Annotated in this window: 22 protein-coding genes and 1 tRNA gene; 16 read left to right on the top strand and 7 right to left on the bottom strand. The window is 66.5% G+C overall.

Annotated elements, in window-relative coordinates; all coding sequences use genetic code 11:
• The first annotated feature begins 81 nt into the window (after positions 1-81).
• Both SH203_RS02205 and SH203_RS02210 read left to right on the top strand, forming a co-directional pair.
• Complete coding sequence (locus SH203_RS02205) at positions 82-294, top strand: hypothetical protein (protein WP_087119222.1); 213 nt, start codon at positions 82-84, stop codon at positions 292-294.
• A 132-nt stretch (positions 295-426) separates the two neighbouring features.
• Complete coding sequence (locus SH203_RS02210) at positions 427-789, top strand: hypothetical protein (protein WP_087119223.1); 363 nt, start codon at positions 427-429, stop codon at positions 787-789.
• Positions 790-943: 154 nt separating this feature from the next.
• Here SH203_RS02210 and SH203_RS02215 read toward each other — a convergent pair whose 3' ends face one another.
• The gene (locus tag SH203_RS02215) at positions 944-1,429 is read right to left on the bottom strand and encodes a hypothetical protein (protein ID WP_143275662.1); all 486 of its coding nucleotides are present in this window, start codon (positions 1,427-1,429) and stop codon (positions 944-946) included.
• Between the two features lie 294 nt (positions 1,430-1,723).
• Between SH203_RS02215 and SH203_RS02220 the strand changes: the two genes are divergently transcribed.
• Positions 1,724-2,734 carry a site-specific integrase gene (locus SH203_RS02220; RefSeq protein ID WP_087119225.1) on the top strand — a complete coding sequence of 337 codons (1,011 nt, stop codon included), beginning with the start codon at positions 1,724-1,726 and terminating at the stop codon, positions 2,732-2,734.
• A 151-nt stretch (positions 2,735-2,885) separates the two neighbouring features.
• Here the strand turns inward: SH203_RS02220 and SH203_RS02225 are convergent, their stop codons facing one another.
• From SH203_RS02225 to lipB, 4 genes are all read right to left on the bottom strand, one after another.
• On the bottom strand, positions 2,886-3,476 hold the full coding sequence (locus tag SH203_RS02225; protein WP_234989347.1) for a hypothetical protein: 591 nt from the start codon (positions 3,474-3,476) through the stop codon (positions 2,886-2,888).
• A 48-nt stretch (positions 3,477-3,524) separates the two neighbouring features.
• Positions 3,525-4,019 carry a peptide-methionine (R)-S-oxide reductase MsrB gene (gene msrB, locus SH203_RS02230; RefSeq protein WP_087119544.1) on the bottom strand — a complete coding sequence of 165 codons (495 nt, stop codon included), beginning with the start codon at positions 4,017-4,019 and terminating at the stop codon, positions 3,525-3,527.
• A gap of 74 nt (positions 4,020-4,093) precedes the next feature.
• Positions 4,094-5,572, bottom strand: coding sequence for a hypothetical protein (locus tag SH203_RS02235; RefSeq protein ID WP_087119226.1), 1,479 nt, complete (start codon positions 5,570-5,572; stop codon positions 4,094-4,096).
• A gap of 116 nt (positions 5,573-5,688) precedes the next feature.
• The gene (lipB, locus tag SH203_RS02240) at positions 5,689-6,408 is read right to left on the bottom strand and encodes a lipoyl(octanoyl) transferase LipB (protein WP_087119227.1); all 720 of its coding nucleotides are present in this window, start codon (positions 6,406-6,408) and stop codon (positions 5,689-5,691) included.
• 9 nt (positions 6,409-6,417) lie between these two features.
• On the opposite strand from lipB, the gene SH203_RS02245 reads away from it, so the two are divergent.
• The 7 genes from SH203_RS02245 (at position 6,418) to SH203_RS02275 (ending at position 11,840) form a co-directional block, all read left to right on the top strand.
• Complete coding sequence (locus tag SH203_RS02245) at positions 6,418-6,726, top strand: FliM/FliN family flagellar motor switch protein (protein ID WP_087119228.1); 309 nt, start codon at positions 6,418-6,420, stop codon at positions 6,724-6,726.
• A gap of 163 nt (positions 6,727-6,889) precedes the next feature.
• Positions 6,890-6,974: transfer RNA gene (locus tag SH203_RS02250), tRNA-Leu, on the top strand.
• 65 nt (positions 6,975-7,039) lie between these two features.
• Positions 7,040-8,458, top strand: coding sequence for a magnesium transporter (gene mgtE / locus SH203_RS02255; RefSeq protein ID WP_087119229.1), 1,419 nt, complete (start codon positions 7,040-7,042; stop codon positions 8,456-8,458).
• An 81-nt stretch (positions 8,459-8,539) separates the two neighbouring features.
• Positions 8,540-9,670, top strand: a complete 1,131-nt coding sequence (locus SH203_RS02260) for a lysozyme (RefSeq protein WP_159457521.1) — start codon at positions 8,540-8,542, stop codon at positions 9,668-9,670.
• A 43-nt stretch (positions 9,671-9,713) separates the two neighbouring features.
• Complete coding sequence (locus tag SH203_RS02265; protein ID WP_087119231.1) at positions 9,714-10,883, top strand: isovaleryl-CoA dehydrogenase; 1,170 nt, start codon at positions 9,714-9,716, stop codon at positions 10,881-10,883.
• 29 nt (positions 10,884-10,912) lie between these two features.
• Positions 10,913-11,101, top strand: coding sequence for a DUF3008 family protein (locus SH203_RS02270; protein WP_087119232.1), 189 nt, complete (start codon positions 10,913-10,915; stop codon positions 11,099-11,101).
• A gap of 100 nt (positions 11,102-11,201) precedes the next feature.
• Positions 11,202-11,840, top strand: a complete 639-nt coding sequence (locus tag SH203_RS02275) for an exopolysaccharide biosynthesis protein (protein WP_087119233.1) — start codon at positions 11,202-11,204, stop codon at positions 11,838-11,840.
• 268 nt (positions 11,841-12,108) lie between these two features.
• Here the strand turns inward: SH203_RS02275 and flaF are convergent, their stop codons facing one another.
• Together flaF and flbT are read right to left on the bottom strand one after the other, a co-directional pair.
• The gene (flaF, locus tag SH203_RS02280) at positions 12,109-12,471 is read right to left on the bottom strand and encodes a flagellar biosynthesis regulator FlaF (protein ID WP_087119234.1); all 363 of its coding nucleotides are present in this window, start codon (positions 12,469-12,471) and stop codon (positions 12,109-12,111) included.
• Positions 12,431-12,853, bottom strand: a complete 423-nt coding sequence (gene flbT / locus SH203_RS02285; protein WP_087119235.1) for a flagellar biosynthesis repressor FlbT — start codon at positions 12,851-12,853, stop codon at positions 12,431-12,433. The genes flaF and flbT overlap by 41 nt, the downstream gene beginning before the upstream one ends.
• 145 nt (positions 12,854-12,998) lie before the next feature.
• On the opposite strand from flbT, the gene SH203_RS02290 reads away from it, so the two are divergent.
• The 6 genes from SH203_RS02290 (at position 12,999) to SH203_RS02315 (ending at position 17,132) form a co-directional block, all read left to right on the top strand.
• The gene (locus tag SH203_RS02290) at positions 12,999-13,439 is read left to right on the top strand and encodes a hypothetical protein (protein WP_087119236.1); all 441 of its coding nucleotides are present in this window, start codon (positions 12,999-13,001) and stop codon (positions 13,437-13,439) included.
• Positions 13,440-13,457: 18 nt separating this feature from the next.
• Positions 13,458-13,652 carry a hypothetical protein gene (locus SH203_RS02295; RefSeq protein WP_087119237.1) on the top strand — a complete coding sequence of 65 codons (195 nt, stop codon included), beginning with the start codon at positions 13,458-13,460 and terminating at the stop codon, positions 13,650-13,652.
• A gap of 61 nt (positions 13,653-13,713) precedes the next feature.
• Entirely contained in the window at positions 13,714-14,574 is an 861-nt protein-coding gene (locus SH203_RS02300; protein WP_087119238.1) for a MoxR family ATPase, read from the top strand.
• 73 nt (positions 14,575-14,647) lie between these two features.
• Positions 14,648-15,451, top strand: coding sequence for a methyltransferase type 11 (locus tag SH203_RS02305; RefSeq protein WP_087119239.1), 804 nt, complete (start codon positions 14,648-14,650; stop codon positions 15,449-15,451).
• A gap of 102 nt (positions 15,452-15,553) precedes the next feature.
• Positions 15,554-16,195 (top strand): YfbR-like 5'-deoxynucleotidase, encoded by a 642-nt coding sequence (locus SH203_RS02310; RefSeq protein ID WP_087119240.1) that lies wholly within the window; start codon positions 15,554-15,556, stop codon positions 16,193-16,195.
• A gap of 4 nt (positions 16,196-16,199) precedes the next feature.
• Positions 16,200-17,132 (top strand): NAD regulator, encoded by a 933-nt coding sequence (locus tag SH203_RS02315; protein WP_087119241.1) that lies wholly within the window; start codon positions 16,200-16,202, stop codon positions 17,130-17,132.
• The last annotated feature ends 24 nt before the right edge of the window (positions 17,133-17,156 follow it).

The raw sequence follows: 17,156 nt of genomic DNA on the forward strand, positions 1-17,156 counted from the left end.
AGTCTGATGTGGGGATAATCCGGGGATACGTTCCGGGTCTGTTTCGAGAATCGCCGTCGCCTTCAGAGCCTAAATACAGGCATGAGGTATTCGGAGATTGTCGCGGAGGACACGGCGCGCCCGGTGTCGAAGACACCCGCCGTTAGGGCCGCCGAAGCCGCGCGTAAGCGCAGCGATGCCGCCGCAAACTATCAAGACACCCTCGCCGCAGCACGCGAAAAAAACGCCGCAGCGAGCCGCACGCGGGCCAAGGCGGCCCGAACCTATCAGAACGCGATGAAGGCCGCCCAGTGACCACCTGAGAGGCTGTCAGACCCTATTGCAACGCCAGCGAGCGACGGACATTGCTATCCGCTGCTGGACGCCACTACGTTCGCTATGGGCTGAACGTGAGCGCGCTTTGCGCAAGGCAGATGGGGCACCCGGATGAACCAAGCGACATTCGCAGCACGGTATAAAAACGAGCCAGATGAGGCTCTGGCTGCGCTTCAAGAGACCGCCGGGGATTTGGTGCCGGAAGCGCAAGCTGCCCTCGCAGCCGAGATTGAACGACGCGGATTAGACACCGAGGCCGTTCGCGCGCAGGGCGTCGCCATCGACACGGCGATAAAGACGAGGAAGTCAGCCGCCCTGAAACGCACCCTGTGCTTTCTCGTCGGGATGGTGCTCGCAGTATTCACACTGGGCGCATTGGGGCTTCAACTGGGTGCGATACCCTTCATGATGGTCTTGGCCGCATCTGGTCTTCTCACCCAATGGCTCATCATGATGCTTTTCAGCCGCCGTTGAACACGGTCGAACTCAGGCTGGCCCTTCCCAGTCGCTGATGTTTTCCCGTTGCCTCACAGCTACGCATTGCGTGTCGGATCGACAGGCAACGGCCAGTTCAAAACGCGACGCCCATCCGATTTCAGGAACCCTACTCTCGGCTGGCTGACCATCGCTATCGGAAGGACTGCGCGCTCCAAAACTGGAACGAGCAGACCGCATCGTCTGACATCACGCCGTTCTCTTTCGTGGCGTAGTCGAGCGCACCCGCGCTGCGCAGAGCTTGACAATTCACCGTTCCCCCGGAGACCGCGCGCTTCCAACAGTGCTCGATGTGCGCGGGGAAATCGGCGACTGGTCGCCGTGCGTTGGCATCATCCGGCCTCATGAACAGGCCGTGGAAGTGTGGGTAGGAGTCGAACTTCTCCGGCACAACAAGGAACAGCGTCCGGTCAGGCGCGCCGTAGCTGTAGAAGCGTCCTCCGAGCCGCACCGCGTCGAGGTCGTGGGACAAGTCGCGCAACGCGGCGACCGCCGACGCAGGGCGAACCGCGCCCCGCCAGTTGAACGTCAGAGTCACGAAGTAAGATTCACCTCGACCGAACAGTTCAGTCCACTTCTGGTTCAGTAGTTTCCGCTGAATACTCATCTCGTCAGACATTATCATACCTCCGCTTTGCGTCGGTATATTTACTTTTGCTGTTGACGAAGAAAAAGAAATCGCGTTAGATGAACACGGAGGCGCATAATACAGACAGTCTTAGGAAACTGTCTTCGTGCTTTCATCTACTTGGCCAACCGTGAGGAGCGTGCGTGATCTTGTGTCATCGGGAACTGTCCCGTGCTCGGAAGACACGCTTCGTCGGCTGGCAAAGAAGCACGGCATCGGCGCGAAGTTCGGGCGAACGCTCGGCTTCACCGAAGACGACTATCGCAACCTCTTGAAAGCCCTGTCGTGCCCCTCAAACTCGTCCGCCGTCATAACTCCCCGAACTACTACATCCGTGGCTCCGTCAAGGGCATGCGCATCGACGAAAGCACTGGCGTTGATCGAGAAAAAGCGGCGCGAGAAATCCTCACGCTTCGGGAAGCCGAACTGATCAAGGAGTCGATTCACGGCCCCGCCGCCGTGCGCACCTTCGCCGACGCCGTGAGCAGCTATGTGATGGCGAACGGCGAGGTGACGCACCTGTCGCCGCTCGTTCACCATTTCGGTTCGACCAAGCTGGCGCGCATTGGGCAGGAACAGATCGACGCGGCGGCGCGCAAGCTCGGCGACGGCAAGTCACCTGCTACGATCAACCGTCAAATCTACACGCCAATGGCCGCCGTGCTGAACCACGCCGCGCGTATGAACTGGTGCGCCAAACCGATCATCGCTCGCCCCGAACAGCCCGAAGGTCGAGTGCGATGGATTTCCCACGACGAAGCCGACGCGCTGATCGAAGCCGCCGCTCCGCACCTGCGCGCACTCGTCGTCTTTCTCCTGTCCACGGGCGCACGGTTGGCTGAGGCCCTGTATCTGGACTGGCGTGATGTCGATCTCGACGCCCGTCGCGTCGTGTTCGTCAAAACCAAGAACGGCGAGCGTCGCAGCGTGACGCTTCACGAGCGGGTCGTGCGAGAACTGCGAGCGACATCGCACCGGAGCGGCGCGGTGTTCCGCAAGCCCGATGGATGCGGTTATGCCGACCGTGGTGGCGCGGGTGGCGGTCAGGTGAAGACGGCGTGGAAGACCATGTGCCGTCGCGCCGAAATCACGGATTTCAGCCCCCACGATTGCCGCCACACGTGGGCGACGTGGCACTATCGCGCGAACCGCGACCTGACCGCGCTTCAAACGCTCGGGGGGTGGAAATCCGTGGACATGGTGATGCGATACGCCCACGCGAACCGCGACGAACACGCCGCCGGAATCGACCGTTTGTGGGGAAAAGGCGGGGAGCCTTCCACAATGGCCGCTTAAAGCCCGCCATTACTGGGTTTCACAACCCACCCCATATCCTTGGTAAGGCTGAGGTCGTGGGTTCGATTCCCCCCGGCGGCACCATCTGAGAACTGAAAAGGCCCGGCTTTCGCCGGGCCTTTTTGCTTTCCAGGTCTGTTTTCCGACCGTTTCAGTCGAAGGCCGACATTCGCCTCCGAAGCGGATCGCGCGTATCCGAATCGCGATCCTTGCTCCAGCTGAAGCCCATCGACAGCGATTTGCTGGTCGTGTCCTCGCCGTAGCCGCGCTCCAGCACCCCATAGGGCGAATAGAAGCCCGGCCCCGCCAGTCCATAACGCCCCGGATAGCCGTAGCCGTAACCCCAGGGTTCGTTGCGCGCCTCGCGATAGGCCAGGTCCAGACGGCCGTTTTCGCCGATCGGCATCGAAACAGCCGCGCCATAGGTGCGATAGCCGCCGGTGCCGATGCCCGCCTCGACCATGCCGTGCATCTGGCGATCGTCGCGCGGCCCCGGCGACGACGTCTCTTCGAAGCTGGCGCCCGGCGTGCGGTTCGCGATCCAGTTCTGGATCTGCTGTTCCGTGGTCATGCCGTGGGGCTGGGCATCCTGGGCCGTCGGCACGGCGACGGCGGCTTGAGGCGCGGCGTTCATGGCCTGGGCCAGGGTCGGGGCGTTGGTCGGGGCGGTCGCGACCACCCCGTCCGGGTCCGCGCCCGGCGCCATCAGGGCCATGCCGGCCAAGAAACCTGCGATCAGCATTTCGCCTCTCCCTTCGACATCATCCTAGCACGGCGAATAAGGCGATGGTCAGGCGTTTCCGTCGCCCCGTCCCAACGGGTCCGGCAGGGGCTCGCCCTCCGCCACGAACGACAGGGCCACGGAGTTGATGCAGTAGCGATTTCCGGTCGGCGGCGGGCCGTCGGGAAAGACATGGCCCTGGTGACTGCCGCATCGCGCGCACTGGGTTTCGGTGCGGACCATGCCATAGCTGGTGTCGCGGATTTCATGGACGTGGGCCGCATCGACCGGCTCGGTGAAGCTGGGCCAGCCGGTGCCGCTTTCGAACTTGGTGCGGCTGCGGAACAGCGGCAGGCCGCACTCGCGACAGGAGAATACGCCGGCTCGCTTCTCGCCGAGCAACGTCCCGCAGAACGGCGCCTCGGTGCCGTGCGACAGCAGGACGCGCTTTTCCTCGGGGTTCAGGTCCGCCTCCAGCCGGGCGCGTTCCTCCGCGTCGGGCGGCGTCAGGTCGTAGCCGGAAGACGAGCGTAGGGTTTCGGCGTGGGGGGCGAGATCGGTCATGGTCTGCAAATGGGAAGGGGCGGGCCGAGGTTCCACCCCGGCCCGCCCCCTCGGTTCAGATCACGATGCGACGCTTACTGGAACAGGGTTCCGACCCAGGCGCGCACGGCGGCTTCGTCGGTCGCATCGCCGGTGTAGGCCAGGCCCTGAGCCGGCGTGAAGGGCGCGTCGTTGCCGCGCTGGCGCGTCGTCCAGGCCTTATGGCCATAGCTCAGTTCGGCGTAGTTGGACGGCAGGCGCATCACGGTGGGCTCGATGAAGATCGAATCCTCGGCCGTGACCGATCCGGCCAGACGCACGTTCGGCAGGCGCGTCAGCAGATCCAGCGTGTCCAGGCAGCCGCTGGTGCAGCCGCCGTCCACCAGAACGACCACCGGCCCGGCGACCGGATTGGCGGCGCCCGTGTCCGGCACGGACGGACGGCCCGGCAGGGTGAAGGTCGCCTGATTGGCGGCCAGGGCCGAATCGAAGGCGGCGACGATGGCCTGGGTCTGTTCGATCACCGGGCCGGATTCGGCGACGAAGCGCGGATCGGCCTGCATCCGGGCCAGGGTGTCGACGAACCACTGACGATTCGCCTGGGTGGCGCGATAGGTGATGGAGCCGGCCTCGGGCTGGCGGCTGACGGTGAACTCGGGCGTCCAGATGCGATTGGCCAGGCCATAGCCGCGTCCCGTGGCGTTCAGCGACGCCCCGTTGGCGCCGCGCAGGTCGATGACCAGCCCTTGCGCCCCGCGAAGGGCCGGCAACTGCGCCTCGACGGCGGCGAAGAAGGCGTCCCAGCTGGCGTCGTCGGCCAGGGTGTGGACGTTGATCCAGGGCCGGCCGTTCACCGTCTCGATCGACAGCGGATTGGCGCCGGGCACATAGACGGTGGCGCGATAGGCGGCTTCCAGGCTGGCGGCGTCGGCCGGCTGGGGCTGCATCTGGAAGTCGCGGTCGCGGCGGCCGACCTTGAAGGTGCATTGCGACGGCACGCCGCCGGCGAACGGGTTGTTGCGGTTCCACAGCAGATAGGGGGCGGTGCGGACCCGGCCGGCCTCGGTGGTCAGGTCGCCTTCCCAGCGATCCAGCCGCTCGTCGGCCAGCTGCGCGGCGGTCTTGTCGCCGCACTTCACCAGGGTCGCCCCGACCGGCGGCACATTGCGCACGCCGGGCTTCACATAGGAGACGACATATTCGCCGTTGCGCCACGCCGTGGTCACGCCCGGCCAGCTGGTGGCGAAGAACGGCCCCAGACCTTCATAGGTCGGGCGGATGGCGATGTTCGAATCGCGGAAGCCGTTGGCGTAGTAACGCATCAGATAGGCGTGGCTGTCGCCGCTGTTGACCTGGCCGACCTTGCCCTTGGCCTCGGCCAGGCCCGTGTCGATCCAGCTGCGGAAGGCTTCGCTGGACGCGCCGGGGATCACGGCGGCCGGATGGTTGGCGGCCAGCGCGTCGTGGGCGGCCTGCAGATCCTGCTGGGCCAGAGCGCGGAAGTCCTGGGCTGCGGCGGCGCCGGCGGCGAAGGACAGAACGGCGGCCGATGCGGCGGCGATCATGCGATTCATGGAGTTTCCTGCGGTCTTCTCAAGGGTAAACGCTTGGCCAGCGTTAAACCTCATGCGTCCCGCGCTTGCCAAGCCCGCACGACCCGATTTCGCCGCAATGTCACATGCGCCGCGCCTCAGAAACGCGGCGGCGCCGCCGTCGTCACCGGCCCGAACAGGGCGACGAAACTGCGCCTGAGCGCCGCGTCCGCCTCGTCCAGGGTAGCCAGCACGCCCAGATCGACCAGGCTGGTCACGCCATGCTCCTGAATGCCGCACGGCACGATGCCGCCGAAATGCTCCAGGTCCGGTTCGACGTTCAGGCTGACGCCGTGGAAGCTGACCCATTTGCGGACCTTGACCCCGATGGCGGCGATCTTGTCCTCGCGCGACCAGCCGGGGCCTTTGCGCTCGACCCAGACCCCGACCCGGCCCGGTCGCACATCCGCGACGACGCCGAAGTCGGACAGGGCGCCGATCAGCCACAGCTCCAGCCCCCGCACGAAGCAGCGCACGTCCTTGCCCCGCCGGTTCATGTCCAGCATCACATAGCAGACCCTCTGGCCCGGCCCGTGATAGGTGAACTGCCCCCCGCGTCCCGTGCGGTGAACGGGGAACCGCCCGGCGTCCAGCAGATCCTCGTCCCTGGCCGAGACCCCGGCGGTGTAGAGCGGCGGATGTTCCAGCAACCAGACCATCTCGGCCGCCTCGCCCGCCGCGATGGCGGCGACCCGCGCCTCCATGAAGGCTTCGGCGGCGGCGTAATCGACATACCCCTCCGACACCGCCCATTCGACGGGCCGGCCTTCGTCGAGACGCAGTTTCTGAAGGGACGGACTTAACGGCTCAGCAAGCATGACGCTTCAATGTGGGCGGCAAGGCGTTTCCGCAAGGGACGGCCTCGCCGTGACCGAGAGCTTTTCGTGACCCAGATCAACGCCGTCGATGTCGAAATCTCAGTCGTGCTGGGGCGTTCGGTGCTGCCGATGTCGCAACTGCTGCGCATGGGACGCGGCGCGGTGATTCCCCTGGACGTGGCCGAAGGCGACGAGGTGTGGATTCTGGCCAACAACTATCCGGTGGCGCGCGGCGAGATCGAGATTCGCGACGACCGCATCGCCATCACCGTCACTCGCCAGGCCGATGTGTACGACTTCATGGCCGGGGCGGCCTGATTGGCCAGTGACGAGTGGTCAGTGGCGAGTGGCGAGCGAATGCGCCCCGCCTTTCCACGCAGGGCGTCAGATCGCCGTCGCTGAAATGGTCCGCCCCGCTCGCCACTCATTTCGCCCTTCCCTTTTCCAACGGCTTCGTCTATTCGCCGCCGCTCCGATGCGAGCGGTCGTGGCGGAATTGGTAGACGCGCAGCGTTGAGGTCGCTGTGGGGCAACCCGTGGAAGTTCGAGTCTTCTCGACCGCACCATCTGGCTAAACAGGGCGATTCATCGGCTAACTCCGGCTGGACACACTACCAAGGAAGGCGACAACGTGAGCACCACGGACAACGCCTTCGCGCCAGCCGAAGCGCCTGATACCGAAGACCATGCCGCCCTGGACGAGGACTATGTCCTCACCCCGGCCTTCGTCGAAAAAGTCGTGGACGCCGCCGACGACGGCGACGGCATGCGGCTGCGTTCGTTGCTGGAAGACCTGCACCCCGCCGACGTCGCCGATCTGATGGGCTTCCTGACGGCCGAGCATCGCGCGGTCGTGGTGCTGTGGCTGCCGCCGGAGCTGCTGGCCGAGACCCTGCCCGAGCTGGACGACGGCATCCGCGAGGAGGTGCTGGAGCGCGTGCCGCACGGCACCCTGGCCGAGGCGCTGCAGGAACTGGATTCCGACGACGCCGCCGCCGTCGTGGAGGATCTGGAGGACGACCAGCGCGAGCGCGTTCTGGCCGCCATGCCCGAGGTCGACCGGGCCGCCATCGAAAGCAGCCTGGGCTACGCCGAGGAATCGGCCGGCCGCCTGATGCAGCGCGAGGTGATGGCCGCGCCCCAGTTCTGGAGCGTGGGCGACACCATCGACCACATCCGCAAACAGGGCGACGACCTGCCGGAACTGTTCTTCGACATCTATGTGGTCGATCCGGTCAACCGGCCGGTCGGCGGCGTGGCCATCAGCGCCCTGCTGCGCGCGCCCCGCAGCGCCGCCCTGACCGATCTGATGGAGCCGATCAATGAAATCGCCGTCGATCAGGACCAGGAAGAGGTCGCCTACATCTTCGAGAAATATCACCTGATCTCGGCGCCGGTCGTCGATGCGGGCGGGCGTCTGGTCGGCCAGATCACCGTCGATGACATCGTCAATATCATTCAGGAAGAGAACCGCGAGGACATCCTGCGTCTGGCCGGCGTCGCCGACGAGGACCGGGGTTCGTCCGTCCCCGAGATCGTGCGCGGCCGCGTGCCCTGGCTGGCCATCAACCTGGCGACGGCCGCCGCGGGCGCCAGCGTCATCGGCCTGTTCGAAGCCACCATTCAGCAGATCGTGGCCCTCGCCGTCCTGATGCCCATCGTGTCAGCCATAGGCGGCAACGCCGGCACCCAGGCTCTGACCGTGACCGTGCGGGCGCTGGCGACGCGCGAGCTGAACTCGGCCAACGCCATGCGGACCTTCCTGCGCGAGCTGGTCGTCGGCCTGGCCAACGGCCTGATCCTGGCGCCCCTGATCGGCGTCGCGGCCGGTTTCTGGTTCCGCGACGAGGACTGGAAGATCGGCCTGGTCATCGGCGCGGCCATGATCCTGAACCTGCTGGTCGCGGCCTGCATCGGGGTGCTGACGCCCCTGACCCTGTCCAAGCTGAAGTTCGACCCCGCCGTGTCGTCCGCCGTCTTCGTGACCGCGACCACCGACTTCTTCGGCTTCCTGATCTTCCTTGGTCTGGCCACACTGGTCCTGCTTTAGACCCCAGGCGACCCAGCGTCCGGCGCGGCCCTTGCTGGGGACGGCGCGAACGCCACCCGCCTGTCTTTAATTGGGTCATCTGTGTCCGACGTCCTAGCCAAACCGACCAGGGTCTCCCGCGAGGGGGTCCTTCTGATCAAAAGCTTCGAGGGTTTCCGCCCTCGGGCTGCGCTGCGCGGTGACGGCCGCTGGGTCATCGGCTACGGCCACACCCGATCCGCCCGGGACGGCGCCACGGTGTCCGAGGCCGAGGCCGAACTGCTGATGCAGTACGACCTGCTGCCGGTGGTCAGGGCCGTGATCGATCATGTGCGGGTTCCCCTGAACCAGCATCAGTTCGACGCCCTGGCCAGTTTCGCCTTCTCCATCGGGGCCGAGCGTTTCGCGGCCTCCGACGTGGTCGCCCAACTGAACGCAGGCTCGGCCCGACAGGCCGCCGCCACGATGAGCGCCTGGGCCGACGAGGCCGCCGCCGAAAAGCCCACCCGCCGCCGCTCGGCCGAGCACGCCCTGTTCAACGCCGCGCCGGGCGCCCCCGTGACCCTGGCCGACCTGCTGGCCGCGCCCCTGCCGTCTCCTTTCGAGACGACGCAGGAGGCTCTTCCCGCCGTCGACGGCGCCCTGGACGAGGCCGTCGCCCCCTTCCCCGTCGCCAGCGAAGTCGCCGCGCCCTTGGCCGAGGCGACCTATGCCGCCAAGGCGGTCGGCCCCCTCGCCGATGTCGCGCCCCTGGCGAGCGCGGCGGTCGAGACCGGTCCCATCGTCGCCGCCAACGACGTGCATGATCCGCTGGTCGCAGAACCGACCGCGACCGCCCCGTCCGAGTTCGCGCCCGCCGAGGCCTCCAGCGTCGTCCTGACTGCGCCGGGTCTAGCCGCCGAGACCGTGGCGCCGGCCGCCGCCGATCCCGCCCTGACGGCCCTCGACCCCGACTTCACCCCGCCCGACCAGGCGCTGGGCGTTCGCGACACCCTGGCCCGCGCCAAGGCCACGCGACGCGCGGGTCTGGGCGAACTGATCACCTTCTTCGCTATGGGCGCCCTGGGCATGGTGTCGCTGGGCGTGGCCGCCGCCGCCTTTCAGCGCGCCTCGGCGACGCGAAGCGGCGACACGGCGACGGTGGCCTGGGTTCTGGCCCTGATCGCGGTCGCCTGCATCGGCGTCTCGGCCTACAACCTGTATCGCCGCTGGGGCCGTCCCGACCGCGACTGACGGCGCTTGGCGAAGACCCGTGCGCGATGCTACCCCATGGCGCATGAGCATTCCCTTCGCGCCCCAATCCATGGAATTCGGCCTTGGCGAGAACGCCGACGCCATTCGCGACACGACCGCCCGCTGGGCCGCCGATCGCCTGGCCCCTCTGGCGGCCGAGATCGACGAGAAGAACGAGTTCAGGCGTGAGCTGTGGCCCGAGATGGGCGAGCTTGGCCTGCACGGAATCACTGTCGAGGAAGAGTTCGGCGGCCTGGGCCTGGGCTATCTGGAACACGTCGTGGCGATGGAGGAAGTCTCCAGAGCCTCCGCCTCCATCGGCCTCAGCTACGGCGCCCACTCCAACCTGTGCGTCAATCAGATCCGCCGCTGGGGCACGCCCGAGCAGAAGCAGAAATATCTGCCGAAACTGATCAGCGGCGAACACGTCGGTTCGCTGGCCATGTCAGAGGCCGGCTCGGGCTCGGACGTCATGTCGATGCGCACCCGCGCCGACAGGAAGGGCGACCGTTACGTCCTGAACGGAACCAAATTCTGGATCACCAACGCCCCCCACGCCGACACCTTGGTCGTCTATGCCAAGACCGATCCTGACGCCGGATCAAAGGGTTGCACCGCCTTCCTGATCGAAAAGGGCATGAAGGGATTCAGCGTCTCGAAGAAGCTGGACAAGATGGGGATGCGCGGTTCCGACACCGCCGAACTGGTGTTCGAGGACTGCGAAGTGCCGGAAGAAAACATCATGGGTCCGCTGGGCGGCGGGGCCGGCGTGCTGATGAGCGGCCTCGACTATGAGCGCGCGGTCCTGTCCGCCGGTCCCCTGGGCATCATGCAGGCCGCGCTGGACGTGGTTCTGCCCTACGTCCGCGACCGCAAGCAGTTCGGCAAGCCGATCGGCAGCTTCCAGCTGATGCAGGGCAAGGTGGCCGACATGTATGTCGCCCTGAACAGCGCCCGCGCCTATGTCTATTCGGTCGCACGCGCCTGCGACGCGGGCCTGACCACCCGCTACGACGCCGCCGGCGCCATCCTGCTGGCGTCCGAGAATGCGGTGAAGGTCACGCTGGAGGCCGTCCAGGCCCTGGGCGGCGCCGGCTACACCAGGGAATGGCCGGTCGAGCGTCTGGTCCGCGACGCCAAACTCTACGACATCGGCGCCGGCACCAATGAAATCCGCCGCTTCCTGATCGGCCGGGAACTGCTGGGCGGCTGACGGCTTGTCTCCGTCAGAGGAGACATCCGATGCCCGCCAAATCCGCCGCCCAGCAAAAGGCCGCCGGCGCCGCCCTGTCGGCCAAGCGCGGCGACACGCCCAAATCCAAGCTGAAGGGCGCGTCCCGGTCCATGGTCGAGAGCATGACCGAAGACCAGCTGGAAGACCTGGCGCATACCCGACGCAAGGGAAAGCCGGATCACGTTGCGGAAAAATAGTCGCATTTCGTGATTATTCGACCATCGCCCCCTGCTGTAGGTGGCGTGAAAACCGTTGCGCGCCTAGATGGCTCGAACCTTCAGCCGAGCGCCGTTGTTGATGCCCGTCCCACCGCCTGAAAACGACGACCTGCGGCGGTTTTCCGACGTTCTGGAGGAGATCGGCGAAAGCCCCGATCCGAAGCTGAGGCTTGAGGAGCTGGTCTCCGCCTTCGGCGAGCGCGGCTTCGGAGCCATGATTCTGATTCTGTCGATGCTGGCCCTGCTGCCCTGGCCGCCGGGCGGCAAGGCGGTGTTCGCCGTGCCGATCATACTGATGTCGCTGGAGTTGGCCTTTCAGCGCGACGCGATCTGGCTGCCCCGTTGGGCGCTGAACGCCTCGATCAGCCGCCCGGCCTATCGCGCCGGGGTGTCGCGGATCATGAAGGCGGTGCGCTATGTCGAAAACCTGACCCGGCCGCGCCTGCCCTTCCTGACGGGCGAGATCGCCGACACGGTGACGGGTCTGGTCTGCGTGCTTCTGGCCATGATCATGGCCCTGCCCATCCCGTTCGGGGACGCCCTGCCCGGCATCGCCCTGGTCTTCTTCGCCCTGGGCATGATGCAGCGCGACGGCATCGCCATCCTGATCGGCGCGGTCTTCACCGGGGCCTGCGGCTTCTACCTGTTCCTGATCTGGCGCACGGTGATCGAGGTCGCCCACCATGCGGCGAGCTGGATGGCCCAGATCTTCCACTGATCGGCGCGCGGAGTCGCGGACAAGCAAAAGGGCCGCCGGATCGCTCCGACGGCCCTTCATTGCCTGATCGCTGACGATCAGGCCGCAAAACCAGTCTGAAAGGATCAGACCAGGGCCTTACCGAGGCCCAGGCTCGCGGCCGTCGCTCGCGATTGATGACAATGAGACACTGGATCACCTCCTTTCGACTGTTGAACAGGGAGGTCGAAGGTAAGCGGGGTCAATGCCTTGCGCCAATAGGCTTCGCGCTTTCGTGAAGTCGTCGGCGTCAGGCCGCCTGCGCGGCGCCCGACAGGCCCTGCATCATCATCCGGTTGATGTCGATCAGGTCCTGGAACGTCTCTTCGCCCCGCATCACCGCCGAGGAGTGACGATTGACGAACAGGCTCAGCGAGATGATCTGCGCCCGCAACGGATTGGCCAGCGCATTGGCCGGATCGCTGCAGTCGCCGGCCAGCGCCGACCACAGGCGCCGGTTCCAATCCAGCGCGTCGATACGGCCGCCGATGTCGGAAACATCCAGCGTCGAGGCATGAACCAGCGCGCGCGTGACCTGGCCGAACAGGCGGTATTCCAGATCGCGCGGGCTCTCAGCCCTCGCCGTCGCCGCTTTGTAGGCCTGAAGCGACATTCAGCACTCTCTCTTCGTATTCGACAATCTTACGCGCCGACATCAGGGCCTTGTAATATTCGCGCGCCAGCACGTGGCGCGAGGCGGCGACGCATTCCGCCAGTATGTCGGGGTTCTGCGTCGCGCCCATGAATTCGGTGATCCGCAGCGCCAGCTCGTCATAGAATTTGGCCGCCGCGCTCTCGTCCAGATACATCATCATGATGGGGAAATAGATGCGGCGTCCGGGCGTGGTGACGTCCTCGGCCTGCATGATGTCCTTTTCCCGCAGGACGCTGGCGCGGTTCTGCAGGATCAGCACGCCCCGACGATCGCCGTTCTGGACCACGGCGCCGTTCAGGACGAATTTCTCGCCGGGTTTCAGCGACAGCTTCAGGGCCATTGAGGACCGAACTCCAGGCAGCGTCCCCACGGACAGGCTCGATGCGCGCATCATAGCCCGGAACCAGTTAACCATCCCTTGTCCGCCGCCCGTCTGGGAACAGGTTTCGCCGACGCCGCGTTTGCCTGTGACACAGGAGGCGACCATGCCGGACAACGACTATCAGGACGACCAGGAGCAGTCGGAAACCTTCGACGAAACCCATCTGGACGACGAGGGCGACGGCGACTTCCTGCTGGACGAGGCGGATCAGGTTCTGGACGTCACCCAGGCCGAGGGCGACGCCGACGAGGACGATTTCGATCCCCACGCCGAGATCGATCTGGACGATCAGCTCGCCTTGGATGGCATCGAACGCGAGGCCGACGCCCTTCTCGGCCTCGACGGCGAAAACCGCAGCCAGTTGGACGCCGACGGCGAGCCGACCTCCGCTCCCGACGAGATCGAACTGGTCTATTCCGGCCTGATGGAAAACGAGCGCGGCGCCCAGGCCAGCGCCGCCCATTGGGAAGCCAAACGCCTGTCCGACGACGACATTTCCGACCTGGGTTACGGCCCGGACGGCGATCAGGACAGCCCCGCCTAGCTGAAAGAGGATCACGCCATGGATCACGAAAAAGCCCGCAACGACGCCCTGACCGACGCCCCCCACGCCAGGCGCTCGGATGCCGAGGTCGAAAAACCCGACCAGCTGGACAAGATCGACAAGTCCGAGAGCCGTCAGGAAGCCTTGGTGGACGAAGGTCTGGAGGAAACCTTTCCGGCCAGCGATCCCGTCTCGGCCAAACGCATCACCTGATCGCTGTTCACGACCATTGCGATACGCTACCCACTTCGTGGAAACACGGAGTGGGTTTTTCATGAGCCGTTTCGAAGGCACCGACCGCTATATCGCCACCGACGACCTGAAGGTGGCCGTCAACGCCGCCGTGGCGCTGGAGCGGCCCCTGCTGATCAAGGGCGAACCCGGCACCGGCAAGACCGTCCTGGCCTATGAGATCGCCAAGGCCTTCGACGCCCCCCTGATCACGTGGCACGTCAAATCCACGACCAAGGCTCACAACGGCCTGTATGAATACGACGCGGTTAGCCGCCTGCGCGACAGCCAGCTGGGCGAGCAACGGGTCCACGACGTCCGCAACTATCTGAAGAAGGGCAAGCTGTGGGAGGCCTTCACCGCCCCCGCGCGCCCCGTCCTGCTGATCGACGAGATCGACAAGGCCGACATCGAGTTCCCGAACGACCTGCTTCAGGAACTGGACCGGATGGAGTTCTACGTCCAGGAAACCGACGAGACGATCCGCGCCGAGGTGCGCCCCATCGTCATCATCACGTCCAACAACGAAAAGGAGCTGCCCGACGCCTTCCTGCGCCGCTGCTTCTTCCACTTCATCCGCTTCCCCGACGCCGACACCCTGTCGGCCATCGTCGATGTCCATTTCCCCGGCATCAAGCCGCGCCTGGTGTCCGAGGCGCTGAAGACCTTCTACGAAATCCGCGACACGCCGGGCCTGAAGAAGAAGCCTTCCACCTCCGAACTGCTGGACTGGCTGAAACTGCTGCTGGTCGAGGACATCGACGCCGAGACCCTGCGCGAGAAGACGCCCAACCGCCTGATCCCGCCCCTGCACGGCGCCCTTCTGAAGAACGAGCAGGACGTGCATCTGTTCGAGCGGCTGGCCTTCCTGAACCGCCGAGAAGGCGCGCGTCCCGGCGGCTGAGCCCCGCCTTACCGCGATTTCACTGGAACGCCCGACCACGGCGCGCAGAATAGGGGCCAAGAGAGGTTCGACCATGCGTCACGTCCTGATTTGCCTTGCCCTCGCGACCAGCCTGTCCGCCTGCGACGGCGAGAATTCGGTGCGGATCACCACCACCCAGTCCAGCGACGATCAGGGCGCCGGCGTTCTGAAGGTGGTCGACACCCTGCAATGCCCCGACAGTCTGGGCGTACTGACCCGCAAGGGTCTGGCGGCGGCCGGCGGCGCCAACTGCGTCTATGGCGGGCCCAAGGGATCGGACGTCGTCCTGCATCTGGTTCGCCTGGACGGCCGCCCGGTCGACGATGTCCTGCGCGATTTCGAAGACCGCGTCAGCGCCGAACTGCCCACGACCTCCGCCCGACTGGCCCCCTCGCCCGTCGCCCAGGCCGCGCCGACGGCCGCCGCGAACGGCGAAGAGACCGCCTCGGTCCAGGCGCCGGGCGTCAACATCCAGACCCGGGGCGACGACGCCTCGGTGCGCCTGCCCGGCCTGCGGATCGAGACCCAGGGCGACAACGCCAGCGTCCGCATCGGCGGCATCAACATCCAGTCCAAGGACGGCCAGAACACCCGCACCGAAACCTCGACCGTCAGCGTGGATTCCAACGACAAGTCCACCCGCGTCCGCACCCGCGCGCCCGGCGCGGCGACGCGGATGACCTATATCCTGTCCGACGACCTGCCCGCCGACGCCGGCTGGCGGCGCGTCGGCTTCGAGGCGCGCGGCCCCTCCGGCGGCCCCATCGTCATCGCCGTGGTCCGGTCCAAGGACCGGGGGGACGGCGCGGTCTTCGAGGACGCCCGCGAACTGGTGACGGTGAACGTCGGCCGCTGACGCGGTTTCACGCGCCATAGTCGCTCCGATCGACGCGCCACGCTTGATCCCGGCGCATCTTTGCGCCACCTGACCGTCCCGTAAGCGATCAGGACACGTCCCTTGGCCGAGCGCCCCGCAAAGAAGAACGCCCCCCGCGCCTGGCAGCGGATGCTGTCGGGCCGCCGCCTGGACCTGTTGGACCCCTCCCCCTTCGACATCGAGATCGAGGACATCGCCCACGGTCTGGCCCGCGTCGCGCGCTGGAACGGCCAGACCATCGGCGAACACGCCTTTTCGGTCGCCCAGCACAGCGTCGTGGTCGAGGAGATCGCCGCCCATATCCGGCCGGGGCTGGACCCGAAATGGCGCCTCGCCGCCCTGCTGCACGACGCCTCCGAATATGTGATCGGCGACATGATCTCGCCGTTCAAGGCCGCGCTGGGGTCGGGCTACAAGGATTTCGAGGCCAAGCTGGAGGCCGCCATCCACCTGCGCTACGGCCTGCCGCCCAAGACGCCCCAGACGATCAAGACCCTGATCAAGAAGGCCGACAAGGCCTGCGCCTTCTTCGAGGCGACGCAGCTGGCCGGTTTCACCGAAAAGGAATCGCTCGGCTTCTTCGGCAGTCCGCCGGCGGGCTACAGCCTGGTGATCGAACCCCAGCCCGCCCCGGTCGCCCAGGCCCGCTATCTGGAGCGTTACCGCGTTCTGGCCGGCGCGGTCGGCCTGATCCCCGCCGACGACGCCTGGCATACGGAATAGGCCCATGACGCAGGACGCGCAGGACGGGGTTCGCATCGGTCTGTCGGCCGTCGTCATGACGCTGAAGGCGCATCAGGCCGTCGTCCTGACCACCCCGTCCGACGATGGCGCGCGCGCCCTGCCCTTCGGCCCCTTCGATCCTGCGCGCGACCGCACCTTCGAGCGGGCGCTGCGCGACTTCGTGACGGCCCAGACCGGCTTCCGGCTGGGCTTCGTGGAGCAGCTCTACACCTTCGGTGACGCCGGCCGCGCCTCGCCCCGCGCCACGCCGGGGCCGGGCCGCCATCGCGAGGTCTCGGTCGGCTATCTGGCCCTGACCCCCGACGCCGTCGAAGGCCAGGTTCACGACGCCCGCTGGGACGCCGTCTTCGACTATTTCCCGTGGGAGGACCGCCGCCGTCCCGCCGACCCTGTGCTGGGCCAGCGTCTGACCGACTGGGCGAACGGCGACGAGGCGCGTCTGACCCGCGCGGGCAGCCTCTTCGCCCTGACGCCCGGCCATCGCTGGAACGAGGAGCGCGTGCTGGAGCGCTATGAACTGCTCTACGAGGCCCGCCTGGTCTCCGAATCGTGGCGCGACGCCGGCCAGCCGGCGCCCTTCGCCATCCCCGGCCGCCCGATGGCCTCCGACCACCGCCGCATCCTGGCCACTGCCCTGGGGCGGCTGCGCATCAAGCTGAAATACCGCCCGGTCCTGTTCGACCTGACGCCGGGCCTGTTCACCCTGTCGCAGTTGCAGGCCGGCGCCGAGGCCGTGTCCGGCCTTGGCCTGCACAAGCAGAACTTCCGTCGCGGGGTCGAGCGCACGGGCCTGGTCGAACCCACCGGACAGATGTCCTCCACGACCGGCGGCCGTCCCGCCGAACTGTTTCGATTCAAGGGCGTGGACGACCAGACCGGCGCCGCGCCCGGCCTGTCCCTGCCCGCCCAAAGATAGCGTCGGATTTCTTTCACAGACCGC

The sequence above is a fragment of the Brevundimonas sp. SH203 genome (assembly GCF_002157625.1).
Classification (GTDB): Bacteria; Pseudomonadota; Alphaproteobacteria; order Caulobacterales; family Caulobacteraceae; genus Brevundimonas.